The sequence below is a fragment of the Sphingopyxis sp. genome, from assembly GCF_041916015.1.
Taxonomy (GTDB): domain Bacteria; phylum Pseudomonadota; class Alphaproteobacteria; order Sphingomonadales; family Sphingomonadaceae; genus Sphingopyxis.
Genome location: NZ_JAYSAH010000012.1, coordinates 1 through 14870 on the forward strand (window position 1 = coordinate 1; position 14870 = coordinate 14870).

General features: G+C 62.2%; 16 protein-coding genes. 10 read left to right on the top strand and 6 right to left on the bottom strand.

Annotation, left to right across the window (positions count from 1 at the left end):
- Nucleotides 1–121: 121 nt before the first annotated feature.
- From ACE3SL_RS01620 to virB11, 9 genes are all read left to right on the top strand, one after another.
- Nucleotides 122–1465 carry a serine hydrolase domain-containing protein gene (locus ACE3SL_RS01620; protein ID WP_374524016.1) on the top strand — a complete coding sequence of 448 codons (1344 nt, stop codon included), beginning with the start codon at nt 122–124 and terminating at the stop codon, nt 1463–1465.
- A 57-nt stretch (nt 1466–1522) separates the two neighbouring features.
- Complete coding sequence (locus ACE3SL_RS01625) at nt 1523–1825, top strand: TrbC/VirB2 family protein (RefSeq protein WP_374524017.1); 303 nt, start codon at nt 1523–1525, stop codon at nt 1823–1825.
- A 3-nt stretch (nt 1826–1828) separates the two neighbouring features.
- Complete coding sequence (locus ACE3SL_RS01630) at nt 1829–2113, top strand: type IV secretion system protein VirB3 (RefSeq protein WP_374524018.1); 285 nt, start codon at nt 1829–1831, stop codon at nt 2111–2113.
- Complete coding sequence (locus ACE3SL_RS01635; protein WP_374524092.1) at nt 2092–4464, top strand: VirB4 family type IV secretion/conjugal transfer ATPase; 2373 nt, start codon at nt 2092–2094, stop codon at nt 4462–4464. The genes ACE3SL_RS01630 and ACE3SL_RS01635 overlap by 22 nt, the downstream gene beginning before the upstream one ends.
- Entirely contained in the window at nt 4464–5702 is a 1239-nt protein-coding gene (locus ACE3SL_RS01640; protein WP_374524019.1) for a type IV secretion system protein, read from the top strand. The genes ACE3SL_RS01635 and ACE3SL_RS01640 overlap by 1 nt, the downstream gene beginning before the upstream one ends.
- A complete protein-coding gene (locus ACE3SL_RS01645) occupies nt 5699–6541 on the top strand; it encodes a virB8 family protein (RefSeq protein WP_374524020.1) in 843 nt (280 codons plus the stop codon). Before ACE3SL_RS01640 ends, ACE3SL_RS01645 begins: the two co-directional genes overlap by 4 nt.
- The gene (locus tag ACE3SL_RS01650) at nt 6538–7233 is read left to right on the top strand and encodes a TrbG/VirB9 family P-type conjugative transfer protein (protein WP_374524021.1); all 696 of its coding nucleotides are present in this window, start codon (nt 6538–6540) and stop codon (nt 7231–7233) included. The genes ACE3SL_RS01645 and ACE3SL_RS01650 overlap by 4 nt, the downstream gene beginning before the upstream one ends.
- A gap of 560 nt (nt 7234–7793) precedes the next feature.
- A complete protein-coding gene (locus tag ACE3SL_RS01655; RefSeq protein ID WP_374524022.1) occupies nt 7794–8357 on the top strand; it encodes a TrbI/VirB10 family protein in 564 nt (187 codons plus the stop codon).
- On the top strand, nt 8354–9373 hold the full coding sequence (virB11, locus tag ACE3SL_RS01660) for a P-type DNA transfer ATPase VirB11 (protein WP_374524023.1): 1020 nt from the start codon (nt 8354–8356) through the stop codon (nt 9371–9373). Before ACE3SL_RS01655 ends, virB11 begins: the two co-directional genes overlap by 4 nt.
- A gap of 118 nt (nt 9374–9491) precedes the next feature.
- On the opposite strand, the gene ACE3SL_RS01665 is transcribed toward virB11, so the two are convergent.
- The 5 genes from ACE3SL_RS01665 to ACE3SL_RS01685 all read right to left on the bottom strand — a co-directional run bounded on the left by ACE3SL_RS01665 (nt 9492) and on the right by ACE3SL_RS01685 (nt 12909).
- Nucleotides 9492–10136 carry an MOSC domain-containing protein gene (locus ACE3SL_RS01665; protein WP_374524024.1) on the bottom strand — a complete coding sequence of 215 codons (645 nt, stop codon included), beginning with the start codon at nt 10134–10136 and terminating at the stop codon, nt 9492–9494.
- The gene (locus ACE3SL_RS01670; RefSeq protein ID WP_374524025.1) at nt 10133–10462 is read right to left on the bottom strand and encodes a YnfA family protein; all 330 of its coding nucleotides are present in this window, start codon (nt 10460–10462) and stop codon (nt 10133–10135) included. The genes ACE3SL_RS01665 and ACE3SL_RS01670 overlap by 4 nt, the downstream gene beginning before the upstream one ends.
- 87 nt (nt 10463–10549) lie before the next feature.
- A complete protein-coding gene (locus ACE3SL_RS01675) occupies nt 10550–11011 on the bottom strand; it encodes a hypothetical protein (RefSeq protein ID WP_374524026.1) in 462 nt (153 codons plus the stop codon).
- Nucleotides 11012–11227: 216 nt separating this feature from the next.
- Nucleotides 11228–12466 (bottom strand): 23S rRNA (adenine(2503)-C(2))-methyltransferase RlmN, encoded by a 1239-nt coding sequence (gene rlmN, locus ACE3SL_RS01680; protein WP_374524027.1) that lies wholly within the window; start codon nt 12464–12466, stop codon nt 11228–11230.
- Between the two features lie 119 nt (nt 12467–12585).
- Nucleotides 12586–12909 (bottom strand): UrcA family protein, encoded by a 324-nt coding sequence (locus ACE3SL_RS01685; RefSeq protein ID WP_374524028.1) that lies wholly within the window; start codon nt 12907–12909, stop codon nt 12586–12588.
- 150 nt (nt 12910–13059) lie between these two features.
- On the opposite strand from ACE3SL_RS01685, the gene ACE3SL_RS01690 reads away from it, so the two are divergent.
- On the top strand, nt 13060–13941 hold the full coding sequence (locus ACE3SL_RS01690) for a LysR family transcriptional regulator (RefSeq protein ID WP_374524029.1): 882 nt from the start codon (nt 13060–13062) through the stop codon (nt 13939–13941).
- 289 nt (nt 13942–14230) lie between these two features.
- Here ACE3SL_RS01690 and ACE3SL_RS01695 read toward each other — a convergent pair whose 3' ends face one another.
- Nucleotides 14231–14728 (bottom strand): hypothetical protein, encoded by a 498-nt coding sequence (locus tag ACE3SL_RS01695; protein ID WP_374524030.1) that lies wholly within the window; start codon nt 14726–14728, stop codon nt 14231–14233.
- Nucleotides 14729–14870 lie beyond the last annotated feature (142 nt).

The following is a 14870-nucleotide window of genomic DNA, read 5'->3' on the forward strand; positions in this document are numbered from 1 at the left end:
GCCATGGCTCTTTGGAAAATAGGGCTGGAGACGCGCCATCTGCTCGTCCGTCAGCCAGAATAAATCGCTCAAATTCAGGCTCCTTCGTGGTCGCCTGAATCATAATCGCTACCGCAAATCAATGGGTCCTGACCCTAACAATGCTGACGATGAATATGATCACTATATTGCCGCAGAACAATATTCTAAAAATCATAAGGGAGATTATCTGCTTGTTATGAAAGATGGGGGCCTTGTTTTTAAGGGTGTCCCTGGAAATACCGATCCAGATAGCAAAGAATATCCTAGTGAGAATTTTGTTCATACTTTGAACAGCGGAACCAAGAGCTTCAGCTGCGCTTTGCAAGCCTTCGCCGTAAATGATCAGGGTCATTCATTCGATATGGATTTGAATCGAAAAGTGGCAAACAAGGTAACAGACTGGACTTCTAATACTGACAATGATGCTAATGTAACATTGCGCGACCTTTTGATGCTCCAATCGGGACTGGCTGGTAACTCGTCATATAATCCTAATGAAGTCAGTACGGCTGATACCTATAATCTTGCTGTAAATGAAATTTCGCCGACCGACAGGTCGAATGCAAATTTTATCTATGATCCGCTTTCGTTTCAAAATTTTGCTTTATATTTCCAGATAGCATTGGGGAGCTCAGGTGCGTATGCGGGCAATGGGAAACTGCATATTAACCTCCAGGGACCCAATCCGGTTGAATATTTAGACCAAAAATTGTTCAGTAAGTTCGGGCTGACCCTCATTCCCGACAATGTTATTGACGACCCGGCCTCCGATCATGATGGCAATGGCTATCCCGATGCCTATGAGAATATCCCCGATGCCTATGCTTGGGGGCAGGACGGGGCCCTTGACGCCGATAGCCTCCCTTCCGATCCCAACCCCATTGCTAATCCGCATGATCAAATGGCCGGCGGCGCAGCGCTTACCGCCAGCGCGTGGATAAAATATGGTCAGTTCTTGTTGCAGCAGGGAACGTGGAATGGCGAACGGTTACTGCCGGCGAGTTCTCTGAACAATTGCGTCAATGGGGCGCTAACGCCCAGCACCAGTGACGATACGCTCAACCCTGTATTTGGCGGCTATGGTATATCGTTCTGGTTGAACGCGGATCTGGTGGATCCGGTCACGCACATCAGTACATATCAACGGCCAGATGACTATGATGAAACGGGCGAGTCGGGTGACATCCTGCCGCCAGTGGTGGCGGCCGATTTGTGTGATGACAGGACGCAACTCTGGCCGTCTGCGCCGCTTGACGCCTTCGCCGCTGCCGGCGGCCTCTTTCAGCGGCTGTATGTGATACCGTCGAAAAACCTTGTGGTGGTACGTTTTGGAGCCGTACCCAAAGTTTCTAGCGAGGCTCCCGACTTGCCGGTCTGCCCAACCCGAACGCCCCCCAGCCAATTCGATGACGACGAGTTTCTGCAGGCGCTGCTCGGTACTTAGTCGCCCAAAAAATGATCACGGATAAGGGAAGAAGAAGTGCAAAACCGGTTTAGATTTGTGACGCCCACAATCGCAGGATTGTGGACGTCCTTTTTCGCGACCGCCGCTTCGGCGCAGGGGGAGTTGTCCGATCCCGAGGGGTCGGGTGCCATCGTCCAGGCGGTTCGCTGGTTACAGGGTACCCTGCTGGGAACGGTGGCCACCGTCGTCGCGGTGATCGCGGTGGCGACGGTCGGTTTCCTGATGCTCACCGGACGGATCAACTGGCGCTATGGCGCGACGGTCATCCTTGGCTGTTTCATCCTGTTCGGCGCGGCTTCCATCGTCGCGGGTATCCAGTCCACCGCGAGCGGACGGTAAGCCGTGCAGGGGATCGAGCGTGATACGGTCTTCGTCGCACTGACGCGGCCGCAAATATTTGCGGGGGTTACTTATAGCTATTTCATCGCCAATGCCGTGATCGCCACAGAGTTGTTCCTTATTTTCAAGTCGGCCTGGGCGTTGGCCGCCGCTCTGGTCGTGCATCTAGTCGGAATGATATTTTGTCTGCGCGAACCGCGCTTCTTCGACCTCTGGCTTGCCAAGGCCAGCCGCTGTCCGCGCATCAAGAATTTTGCGATCTGGCGATGCAACTCCTATCGGCCCTGAACAAGGAGCAGCAGGTTGTTGCTCGCGAAAAGAGCGCAGGGCACCACTTGCCTTATGCGCGCCATGTCGATGACCATACGATAGAGACCCGCGACGGCCTGCTGATGCAGGTTATCCACCTGCGCGGCCTGTTATTCGAAACCGCCGACACCGAGGAGGTAAACTATCGCAAGCGATTGCGTGATGCGATGCTCCAGTCGATCGGCTCTTCGCGTTTCGCGCTATATCATCACATCGTCCGCCGCCGCATCGATCCTGAACTGGATGGCGAATATCCCGACGATTTTTCGCGGACGCTAAACCGAAGCTGGCAAGAGCGGCTGGCCACCAAGCAGCTTTATGTGAACGAGTTGTTCCTGACCCTGATCCGCCGTCCCTTAAAGGGCCGTATGGGCGGCCTTGATCGAATACGCGGGATATGGGCGCGCGCAGAACAGGGCGCTGAAGCGGCCAGCGCGTATGAGAAGCGCCAGCTCGATACCGCCCGCGATGCCTTGATGGCGGCCCTGGGCAACTATGAACCCCGCTTGCTGGGGGTCTACCAGACACGCCAGGGGTCATGTTCCGAACCTCTCGAGTTCCTGTCGTCGCTCTACAACGCGGAGCTTCGTCCGGTATTGCTGCCTAGGCAGGATCTGGGATCCTATATCCCCTATCGCCGGGTTAGCTTCGGCCAGGAAACCATCGAACTGAGCGTGGCCGGCCCCGCGCCTCGCAGTTTTGCCGGAATCGTTTCGATCAAGGATTATCCGGCTCAGACCGCCGCGGGCATGCTCGACGAACTGCTTCGCTTGCCATTCGAAATGGTCGTCTCGCAAAGCTTCGGTTTTGTCGAACGCCAACAGGCACTGGGACGGATGAACCTTGCTCTCAGGCGGATGAAATCGGCCGAGGACGAGGCGGCCAGCCTGCGCAACGAGCTGGCGGACGCGAAGGACGATGTCGCCGCCGGGCGGACCGGTTTTGGCGAGCACCATATGTCGATCGCGGTTCGCGCCGACAGTCCCCAGTCGGTCGATGAAGGGGCCGCAGAGGTGATCGCCGCGCTCGCCGATCTCGGCATTGTCGCGGTCAGGGAAGATATCGCGCTCGAGCCAGCATTCTGGGCACAATTCCCCGGAAACTTCAAATATATAGCCCGTCGCGCCTTGGTCTCGACCAGCAATTTCGCGGGCTTTGCCAGTATCCATAACTTCCCGCTCGGTCGCGCCAGTGGCAATCACTGGGGCGACGCCGTGACGTTGCTGGAGACCACGGCTGCCGGCCCTTATTATTTTAATTTCCATCAGGGCGACCTCGGCAATTTCACCGTCATCGGGCCGTCGGGTTCGGGCAAGACGGTGGTGCTCAATTTCCTGCTCGCCCAGGCGCGCAAATTCGACCCGCGCATCATCTTCTTCGACAAGGATCGAGGCGCCGAGCTGTTTATCCGGGCCATCGGCGGGCGTTATGATGTGCTGCGCCCGGGGACGCCGTCCGGCCTCAATCCGCTTCAGCTTGAGGACAATCCCGTCAACCGCCAGTTCCTGATCGACTGGCTGGCGCTGCTCGCAGGCGGTGCGGATATTGACGAGGCAGCGCGGCTCAAGGACGCGGTCGATGCCAATTTCGGACAACCGGTCGAGCATCGCCGCCTGCGCTATTTGGCCGAACTCTTCCGGGGTGGGCAAAGGCCGCATGCGTCGGACCTCTGGGCGCGGATGCGGCCATGGTGGGGCGAGGGCGAGCGCGCCTGGCTGTTCGATAACGAGGCCGACCTCACCGACCTCGCCGCCTCGGCCGTCGGGTTCGACATGACCCAGATCCTTGACGATCCGGCGATGCGCACCCCGGCAATGATGTATCTGTTCCACCGCGTCGAGGAACGGCTCGACGGCAATGCCGCGATCATCATTGTCGATGAAGGCTGGAAAGCGCTTGACGACGATATCTTCGTCCGCCGGATCAAGGACTGGGAAAAAACCATCCGCAAGCGCAACGGCATAGTCGGGTTCGCGACGCAGAGCGCGCAGGATGCGCTTGAAAGCCGCATCGCCAGCGCGATCATCGAACAAGCGGCCACCCAGATTTTCATGGCCAACCCCAAGGCGCGGGCAGAGGATTATATCGACGGGTTCGGCCTGACCTCGCACGAGTTCGAAATCGTCCGAACGCTTCCCGACAGCGCCCGTTGTTTTCTGGTCAAGCATGGTAGCGACAGCGTGGTTGCGCGGCTCGACCTGACTGGCGAGCGGGCGCTTTTGATGATCATGTCGGGCCGCGAACGCACGGTCCGCCTACTCGATGAAATCCGCGCGCAAGAGGGCGACGATCCCGCTGCCTGGATGCCGCGTCTGCTGGAAGTAGCTTGATGGCGTGTCCCGGCCTTTCCTCGGATAATTTCCTATCGGCCGTGCTCAACGCTGTCGATTGCCAGGCGCAGGCGATCGGGTCGGGCGGCTATCAGGCGCTGGCGGCGCCGGGATCGTCACTTTCGCTGACCCTGACCGGGCTATTGACCCTGTTCGTCGCCTTCTACGGCTATCGTATGTTACTCGGCGAAGGTCCGAGCGTGCGCGACGGAGTATTGGCGCTGGCCAAGATCGGCATCGTACTCGCACTCGCAACCAGCTGGCCCGCGTTTCGGACCCTCATCTACGACGTGGTGTTCCGTGCCCCGGCCCAATTGGCCTCGGAAATCGGCCGTCCTGCACACTTGCCGGGCGCTGGAGGCGGGCTGGTCGGTCGTCTCGTCTATGCTGACCAATCGCTCATCGCGCTTGGCTATTTGGGTACAGGAGAGGCCGGCGAGCCGCCACGTGCCGGCGCCGCGCCGCTGCAGCCCGGCCTCGCACCCCTTACGCCTGCTCCCCTCTCGGAGTTCAACGAGCTCATGTTCGGCGGTGCGCGTATGATGTTCCTTACGGGCTCGATAACCTCGCTTACCGCGCCCTGGTTGATTGCGGGACTGTTGCTTGCGCTAGGGCCATTTTTCATCGCCTTCCTGCTCTTTGAAGGTACGCGTGGCGTTTTCGAAGGCTGGCTGCGCGTGCTCGGCGGCGCCGCCTTGGGCGCGCTGGGAGCGTCGATTGTCCTAGGCGTCGAACTGGCCATGATCGAGCCTTGGCTTGGTCAGCTAATCGCGACGCGACTGGCGGGCTACCCTACCCCGGGGGTCGCCGTTGAACTGTTCGCGGTGACGCTGATTTTTGCCCTGACCTTGGGCGCTGTCCTCTATGGCGTCGGCTGGGTAGCCTATGGATTCCGCTTGCCCGAAACTTGGCGAATAATGCCGCAAGAGGTGTCAGGCCGGCTGCGGGCTCATTCACGCCAGATCGTCGATAGCCGCTCCGGCAGCGCAGATGAAAGCAGAACACGCGCTGTCGCGATCGCCGACGCGGCGGCCGCTTCGCACCGACGCGAAGCAGGTCGGGTCGCCATGGCAGGGGGCCTTGCCCCCGCTTCGGTGGCACTGGGTGCGGCACAGGTTCGCCCGGGCTTGGGCGGCGATCTGGCGCGCGCTGCTCCGCTGCCGCTCGGCCAAAGCCAAAAACGCCGAACGACAACGCGCTCTTCCGCCAGCTCCGGACGAAGGGACAGGCGCGCATGAACAAACATTCGAGGGAAGCGCTCGACGCCTATTATGTCGAAGCCGACAGCTGGGCGAAGGACCAGCAGGACACGCAGCGCAAGTCACGGCGCATGGCGTGGATCATCGCCGGCACGGCCGCGGCCATCGCGTTGATGGAGGCCATCGCGCTGATCGTCCTGATGCCGCTCAAGACTGTCCAGCCCTATACTCTGCTTGTCGATAAGACGACCGGCTATGTTCAAGCGCTGGACCCGGTCGAGCCCGAGAAAATATCGGGAGACACCGCGCTCACGCAAAGCTTCCTCGTCCAATATGTCATCGCGCGCGAAAGCTATGACATCGATTCGCTTCAGACCAATTATCGGCGTGTCGGATTATGGTCTGCGGAAGGCGCGCGCGCGCAATATCTGAATGACATGCAGGCATCGAGCCCGAACAGTCCGCTAATGCTCTATCCCCGCAATTCGGTCGTCGAAACCCGCGTGAAGAGTATCTCTCCCGTCTCCAAGAATGTGACGATGGTCCGCTTTGAAACCATATTGCGCGATGAAACCGGGCGTGCGGGCCAGCCGCGCGCGTGGGTCGCTGTAATCCGCTATCGCTATTCGGGCGAACCGATGCAGGCCGAGGATCGTTTCATCAATCCGCTGGGATTCGAAGTGACGCGCTATCGCCGCGATCCCGAAACTCTGACGCCCGATCCCGCACCCGCCAATCCTGTCCCCCCTTATGGTGCGCCGGGTCAGGGCACGACTCCCTATCCCTATGGCGGAGCGGGCCAGCCTTTTCCGCAATATCGCCCCCAGGTGCCGCCGCCGCCGCAACAGAAACCAGCCCAGCCCGAGACCAAATCGTGAGACTGCTTGCCGCCGTGATCGGCCTTGGTCTTTTCGCAGCGCCCCCGCTGGCTGCGCAGATTACCCCGCGCCCGATCGACCTCGATCCGCGAATCCAGTCGGTCGATTATGTCGAGGACAAGATCATCCAGCTCAGCGTTGCCCCAGGATATCAGCTTACAGTCGAATTCGGTCCCGACGAAATGATCGAGAGTGTTGCGGTCGGCGATGCCTCTTCTTGGCAAGCAACGCCCAGCCATCGCGGCGATCATATGTTTATCAAGCCGGTGGCGTTCGGGGTTACTACCAATATGACGGTGGTAACGAGCATCAGAACCTATTTGTTCGAATTGATACCGCTCGGCGGACCGTCCCCGAACATGGCCTATACGCTGCGATTCAATTATCCGTCAGTCGATGGCGGCGAGCGTGCGGACGAGCAGGTCGTAAGCGTCGAGGGCCGCTACAAGCTGAGCGGCTCAAGCGTCGTCCGCCCGATCGGCATCAGCGACGACGGCATCCATACCTATATCGAATGGCATCATGACGATCCGGTCCCGGCTGTCTATGCGATCGACCGCAGCGGACGGGAGTCGCTCGTCAACGGCATGATGCGCGACGACATCTTCGTGATCGACCGCGTTTCTCCGAAGCTGATGTTCCGGATCGATAATCATGTTGCGCACGCCCGCCGCGTCGTGGAGGCCAATTGATGGCGGCCTCCACCCATCCCAAGGGGAGCGACCCACGGATCATGGCCCGCTTGCCGGGTGAGGCTGGGGCCGAACCGGTAGTTCGCTTGCCGCGTCAGGGCATTCCGCCTTGGGGCATCTTGCTGGGTGCCGTCTTGCTTGCGATCCTGCTGTTCACGGCGTTGGAAGCTCGTCGCCGCGCTGCTTCGGCGCCTGCGGTCAAGCCGGGTGCAACGGATCGGCTTGCGCCGCAGAAATCGCTCCCGCCACTCTATCTCCCGCCTTGGACGCCCATGCCGATGCTCATGCCCGATTCTGCCGAGGCAGCCCCGGCGCCCAGCCCGAAGCCGCCACCCCCGCAGATTATCTATCAGCCGGCACCCCCGCCGCCAATTTCTCCAAATCCCGTCAGACAAGCGCCTCAACGTGCGCCCCGAGCGCCTTCCGAACCCGCGCTTGTGTTTGACGCCGGGTCGCGGCCGTCAGCTGCGGATCAGGCCGCTACTGGCGAGAGTGCGAATGTCCAATTCCCTTCGACGCCTGGGGCGACACGCATATTGGGGAGCCGGTCGCGCGCGGGCGTGTTCGCCAATCCACTGTTCACCGTTTCGCAAGGAACGCTGATTCCCGCCGTACTGGAAACCGCACTCAATTCGACGCGTCCCGGTCTGGCGCGCGCGATTGTCTCGCACGATGTCCGTGGTTTCGATGGCAGGCTTGTGCTTATCCCGCGCGGCAGCCGGTTGATCGGCGAATATCACTCGGAAACCGCTCCGGGGCAGAACAGGCTGCTGGTCAACTGGGTCCGGCTGATCCGGCCAGACGGCGTCACTGTGAATATTGAGTCACCGGCGAGCGATACGCTCGGCGGCACAGGCATAAAGGCGCAGGTCAACTCGCATTTCTTCGAACGCTTTGCTGGAGCGATCCTGCGATCGGCGCTCGATTTCGGCGTTAATCTTGCCGGACGAGCAGTTGACGGTCCGATTGTGGTGCTGCCCGGCATAGTGCAGCAGGGAACGGGTACGACACAGGCCATCGACCCATCGCAGATAATGCCGACACTGAAAGTGAAACAGGGTACAAGCATTTCGATCTTTGTCGCCCGCGACCTCGATTTCAGTGGCCGGGACGTCGAGCGGTGAGCGATCCTGCCAAGGTCGTTGGCCATGCCGGCATTTACCTCAAATCCTATCTTGCCCCGCTTACTGACGTGCTCGCTCGCACCGATGTCACCGACATCTATGTCAACCGTCCCGGCGAGATTTGGGTCGAAACTATTGCCGGGGAAATTGAGCGGCATGAAGCCCCCCGTCTGGACGAGCCGACACTCGCCCGGCTTTCCAGGCAGATCGCTGCGTTTTCCAGTCAAGGCATCAGCCGCGAACATCCCCTGTTGTCGGCCACTTTGCCTGATGGCGCGCGTGTCCAAATCGTCGCTCCGCCAGCAACGCGCGGTGCGATCGCGCTGGCCATCCGCAAACATGTCTCGCCTGATTTGTCGCTCGACGATTATGTTTCCGCCGGCGCCTTTGATGAAACGCTGCGCGGGACCGCTGATCGAAGCAAGGCGGATGAGTTGCTGGCCGATAAGCTGGCCAAAGCGGATATTGCGGGCATGCTTCGCGGTGCAGTTGTCGCACGGCGCAATATTCTGGTGTCGGGCGGGACATCGACCGGGAAAACTACTTTCCTGAATGCTCTGCTGCGCGAGATTCCTCCCCAGGAACGGCTAATATTTATCGAAGATACGCCTGAACTGTATGTCCGTCATGCCAACAGTGTCGGTCTGATCGCAGCACGCAGCGCGCTGGGTGAAGCCATGGTCAGCGCCAATGATCTGCTCGCCGCATCCCTGCGTATGCGGCCCGACCGGATCATATTGGGCGAACTTCGCGGCGAAGAAGCCTTTGCTTTCCTGCGTGCCGTCAATACAGGCCATCCGGGATCGATGAGCACCATTCACGCCGATAATGCACAGAGCGCCATCGAACAGATTGTCCTACTGGCGCTACAGGCGGGGACCCAGCTTAACCGCGACGATGTGAGGCACTATGTCGCGAGTACAGTGGATGTTTTTGTCCATCTGGATCGTGTGGCCGGGAAAAGGCGGATTGCCGAGATCATGCTGCCGTCGCGAAGCAATGTCAGGCGAAACTAGCGCCTCAAATGGCGACTTCCAAGGAGTTATAACATCGGTGTGCCCGGGAAAGCGGGAACCCAGTAGCAACGCTGGAACTAGGTTCCCGCTTTCGCGGGAATGACGACGGGAGACGGGGCTAGGGCAGCAATTTCTCCGCCCGCGCGCGCCACGTCGCCGCCAGCGCTTCCATCGCGGCCAGCGCCTTCAGCGCTTCGGGCTCGTGCTTGCCGCCGCCGCCGATCAGCAGCCGGAACACCCGCTCGACGCTCCATTCGGGCAGCGGCCGTTCGACCAGCGCCAGCTCGTCTCCTGCAGCGACGGCGCCTTCCTCGATCACGCGATAATACCAGCCGCTCCGCCGCGTCTTCACCACCGTTGCCGGCACACTTGCGACCCCGAAGCGATGCCCGAGCTTCCAGCACGGCTGGCGCCCCTGGCTGATCTCGACCAGCGCGGTGCCGAGCCGGTAGCGGTCGCCGAGGCACGCTTCGCTTTCGACCAGCCCCGCAGTCGAAATATTCTCGCCGAACGCGCCCGGCGCTTCGAGCAGGGCATGGCTCCCCAGCGTTTCGGCCCACCAGCCATAATGGTCGCGCGGATAATGATGGATCGCCTTGTCGGGGCCGCCATGCACCGAGAGATCGGCCTGTTCATCGCCGTCGATCCCGAGGAAGCCGACGGACAGCGGCCCCGCGGCCGGCATCTTGCCGATCGCGCTCGCCTCCTCGCCGCGAAAGATGCGCGCCTTGCCGGTCAGCACGGCGTCGATCGGATAGCTCATGCCACTGCTCCGCGCGGTCCGAACAGGATGATCGCGGCGCCGCCCAGACAAACGATCGCGCCGGTCATATCCCAGCGATCGGGCCGCGCCCCCTCGACTGTCCACAACCACAGGAGCGCCGCAACGATATAAACGCCGCCATAGGCCGCATAGGTGCGTCCCGCATGGTCGGCATCGACCAGCGTCAGGAGATAGGCGAACAGCGCCAGCGACGCCATCCCCGGTGCAATCCACCACATGGATTTGTCCAGCCGCAGCCACGCCCAGAAGGCGAAGCATCCGGCGATCTCGGCGAGCGCGGCCGCGATATAGGCGAAAGCGGTCATGGGCTTACCGTGGCCGGATCGCGCGCAAAAGAAAAGGGGCGACCCGCAGGCCGCCCCTTTCCCTATCGTGTCGCTGTTCCGAACGGATCAGAACGCGAGGCCAAGGCCGACAGCGAAGGTGTCGAAGTCCTTGACGTTGTTGCCGATGAACTGGTGGCGATACTCGAGCTTGCCGTACAGGCTCTGGCCCAGCTTGTGCTGGTAGCCGGCGCCGATGTACGGGTCGTCGATCTGACCGAAGGTGTAACCGGCGTTGGCATAGAGCTTGCCGTTGGTGCCGACCTTGGCACCCGCGCGGCCACCGGCCGAGAATTGGACCTTGGCGCCGTCGACCAGCACCTTGTCGCCGGCGATTTCGGCGCCCGCGAAAGCGGTCGAGCCGAGATCGAAATCATAACCGCCCGCAACACCGAGGGTGGCGTCGTCGAGACCGCTGCCGGTCACATAACCGCCGCGCACTTCGACGCGGGCTTCGCCGCCGTCGGCAGCGAGAGCAGGGGTGGCGACAACTGCCGAGAGGAGAGCGGCGGCAACTGCGAACTTCTTCATAATCTTTTCCTTTTCATTCCTTCGGACCACGCCCTTTGGGTCGCGGCCCGGGGCTCTAAATGGCCCTCGCGGCTGTCGCTGCCATGAATGGATCGTTCAGAATATGACAATTTTCTTACCTGTGTTATTTTTACAACACAGCATAGGTATGCAGGCGTGCCTCGCCCTCCGCGCGGCATCGGGTCATGGGATTTTACAGGAAAGCGCGAAAGCGAATCAGCCGAGCGCGGCCTGCTTTTCCTCGGCGATGCGGTCGAGTTCGGCGCGCGTCGGCTTGGTCGCGGCGCTCTTGAGCTGGCCGCACGCGGCCATGATGTCGCGCCCGCGCGGGGTGCGGATCGGGGCGGAGATGCCCGCCTCGAAGATCAGGTTGCTGAACGCGCGCACCCGCTCGGGCGACGAGCATTCATAGGGCGCGCCGGGCCAGGGGTTGAAGGGAATGAGGTTCACCTTCGCGGGCAGCTTATACTGCTTGATCAGCCGCACGAGCTCGCGCGCGTCGGCATCGCTGTCATTCTTGTCCTTCAGCATCACATATTCGAAGGTGATGCGCCGCGCATTGTTCGCGCCCGGATAGGCGGCGCAGGCGGCGAGCAGTTCCTCGATGCCATATTTGCGGTTGAGCGGCACGATCTCGTCGCGGATCTCCTTCGACACCGCGTGCAGCGAGACGGCGAGATTGACCCCGATCTCCTCGCCCGCGCGCGCCATCATCGGCACCACGCCGCTCGTCGACAGGGTGATGCGCCGCTTCGACAGCGCCAGCCCGTCGCCGTCCATGACGATCTTCAGCGCGCCCTTGACCTCATCGAAATTATAGAGCGGCTCGCCCATCCCCATCATCACGATGTTGGTGAGCATCCGCCCGTCGGGGGTGTAGTGGCCGGTCTCGTCGTCCTCGTCGTCGCTATCGGCGGTCGAGGCCATATTGCCCTTCGGCCATTCGCCGAGCGCATCGCGCGCGAGCAGCACCTGCCCGACGATCTCCCCCGCGCCGAGATTGCGGACGAGGCGCATCGTGCCCGTATGGCAGAAACGGCAGTTCAGCGTGCAGCCGACCTGGCTCGACACGCAGAGCGTTCCCCGATCGGCGTCGGGAATGAAGACCATCTCATATTCCTGGCCGTCCGCCGCGGCGAGCAGCCACTTGCGCGTGCCGTCGTTCGACACCTGCGCCTCGCGCACCGTCGGGCGCCCGATGATATAGCGGTCGGTCAGCCATGGGCGCATCGTCTTGGCGATATCGGTCATCGCCTCGAAATCGGTGACGCCGCGATGATAGATCCAGTGCCAGATCTGCTTCGCGCGCAGCTTCGCGCCCTTGGCGTCGAGCCCCGCCTCGACCAGTTCGGCGCGGATCGCGTCGCGGGTCAGCCCGACCAGGTCGATGCGGTTGCCGCCGCGCAACGGAACGGTGCCCGTCGTGACGGGGTCGATATGGCCGGGAATCTGCATGATGCGCGGCCATATAATGGGGAAGGGCGGTTTGCGCAATCGCGGGACGGCGGATGAAAATCAGGGCCGCGATCCACCGGGATCGCGGCCCTGCAAGGTGTCGGCCGAGTGCCCGCCGATCAGTTGCGGATCGCGGCGACGCGAACAGGCTCGCTCCGCGACATGCGGGCAAGCGCCTGCTCGGCCTTTGCCGACGCGACCTGCAAGGTGTCGCGGCGGCAGTGCTGGATGTCGTTCTTGCCCGCGACGTCGAAGTCGGAGGCCGTTCCGCACACGGCGACGACGGCGCGCCACACGCGGTGCTGGAGCGATTTGGCGCCGGCCGGCGTGCCGAGGTCGAGATCGCCATGCTCGACGACGACGGTCCGGGTCACGGGTTCGGCGAAAACGGGCTGGACCAGCGAAGTCGCGGCCAGCGCGGCGAGGATCAGAGCTTTTGTCATCTGGATCTCCATCGGCCGGCGGGTAAGGAGGGGAGGAAGCCGGCAATCGTCAGATAAGCGATCGCCCGCCGCCGCGGGAGCAACGATGTTGCGCGACCATTCTGCATAATTGCAGAATGCGGCGCATAGGATTATTCCGCAAAAGGCATCATGTTCGACTGGAACGACCTCAAATCCTTTCTCGCGGTGGCGGACACCGGCAGCACGCTGGCCGCCGCGCAGGCGCTCCGCGTCAGTCAGACGACTGTCGCGCGGCGCATCGCGGCGCTGGAGGCGGCGACGGGGCTCGACCTGTTCGAGCGCCGGCAGACGGGCTATGCGCTGACCGCGGTGGGCGAGGCGATGCTCGCGAGCGCGGTCGCGGTGCGCGAGGCCGCCGACCGGTTCGAGGATGCCGCGGGCGCCCGCTCGCGCGACGCGGGCGGTACGGTCAGCCTGACGACGATGGAAATCTTCGCGGTGACGGTCCTGCCGCCGATCCTGCGCGACCTCCGCGCCGCGCATCCGGGCATCCACATCCATCTCGATACCTCGGACGAGCCGCGCGACCTCGCCGCCGGCGCCGCCGACATCGCGCTGCGCAGCAGCAAGCAGCCCGCGGGCGCAGGCCTCGTCGGGCGGCGCATCGCCGACAATCCGTGGACGGTCTATTGCAGCCGCGACTATGCCGACCGCCACGGCATCCCGCACAGCCGCGAACAGCTCGCGACCCATCCGTTCATCGGCGGCGGCGGCGGAGTGTGGGAACCCTATCTGGCATGGCTCCGCCAATATCGGCTCGAGGATTCGGTGGTCATGCAATATGACAGCGCTTCGGGCCTGCTCGCCGGGGTACGCGCGGGCATGGGCCTCACGATCCTGCCCGCCTTCCTCGCCGACCGCGAGCCCGACCTGATCCGCTGCATCCCGCCCAAGGCGGAGGACACCACCGGCCTCTGGCTGCTCACCCACGAACGCCTCCGTCGCGTCCCGCGCATCCGCATCGTGCTGGATTTTCTGGCGAACGCGCTGGCGAAGCTGGGGCGGGAATAGGGGGCGATCGACAAATCGCTGTCCTACAATCTTCTGCTGGCATAGCGTCCGTGCCATGCTCTCCCAACTCCAGACCGCCTTCACGCGCAAATGCGAATTCCGAGTGAAGTTACGCTGTATTCCGCCGTTTTCGGTCGGGTCCGACAATCCTCTTTTCGTCACCCCAGACTTGATCCGGGGTTCATTGGCGCAGCGCTGGATGAATGGCTCCCGGATCAAGTCCGGGATGACGAGAAAATATCAATCCCGAATAAAGTTGCGCAGAAATCCGCCGCTTTCCGAAACTGCCTTAGCGGATGTTCGCGCATCCCAGTGCCGCCGCGTCGATCGCGGTCGCCGCGCCGCGCAGGCGATAGGTGTCGGCGATCGCGCCGCCGGCCTCGGTGCTGCTCTCCACGCTCATGCTCGGCGCAGCGCGCATCGCGGCGATGACCGCGGCGTCCATCCGCGCATCGCTCGCCCAGCCGTGGACGCCGTTGCCGGTCAGGACGAAGCGGCGGCTGCCCACCGTCAGGCGCAGTTCGCGCCCCGCGCCGCGTTCCTTCGACAGGCGGATGTAGAATTGGCCGCGAATGCGCGACTTCGGCCAATATCCGACGCTGGCATAGGCTTTGACCTGCGGCTTGCCGATCGTCGCGGCGGGCGCGGCGATGGCGTAGCAGCGCGCGGTCTGCGCCTCGCGGAATGCGGCCCAGCCGTCGAAAATGCCGAGCGCGGTGCGCGGCGCGGCGAATGCGGCCGCCGGAACCACCAGCGCGATCAGGAAAAGAAGGGCCGTCTGCCGCATGGTTCCCGTTCGCGCGATTGCGGATGCTTTGCAAGCATGGCTTGCACCGCGCCGTGCGGGCGTTAAGGAAGGTGGACATTTTCGGGGGACGGGATTCGGGGCGAAAGGCCCGTCTCGCCGGACTCTCAGGGACTTTTCCCGC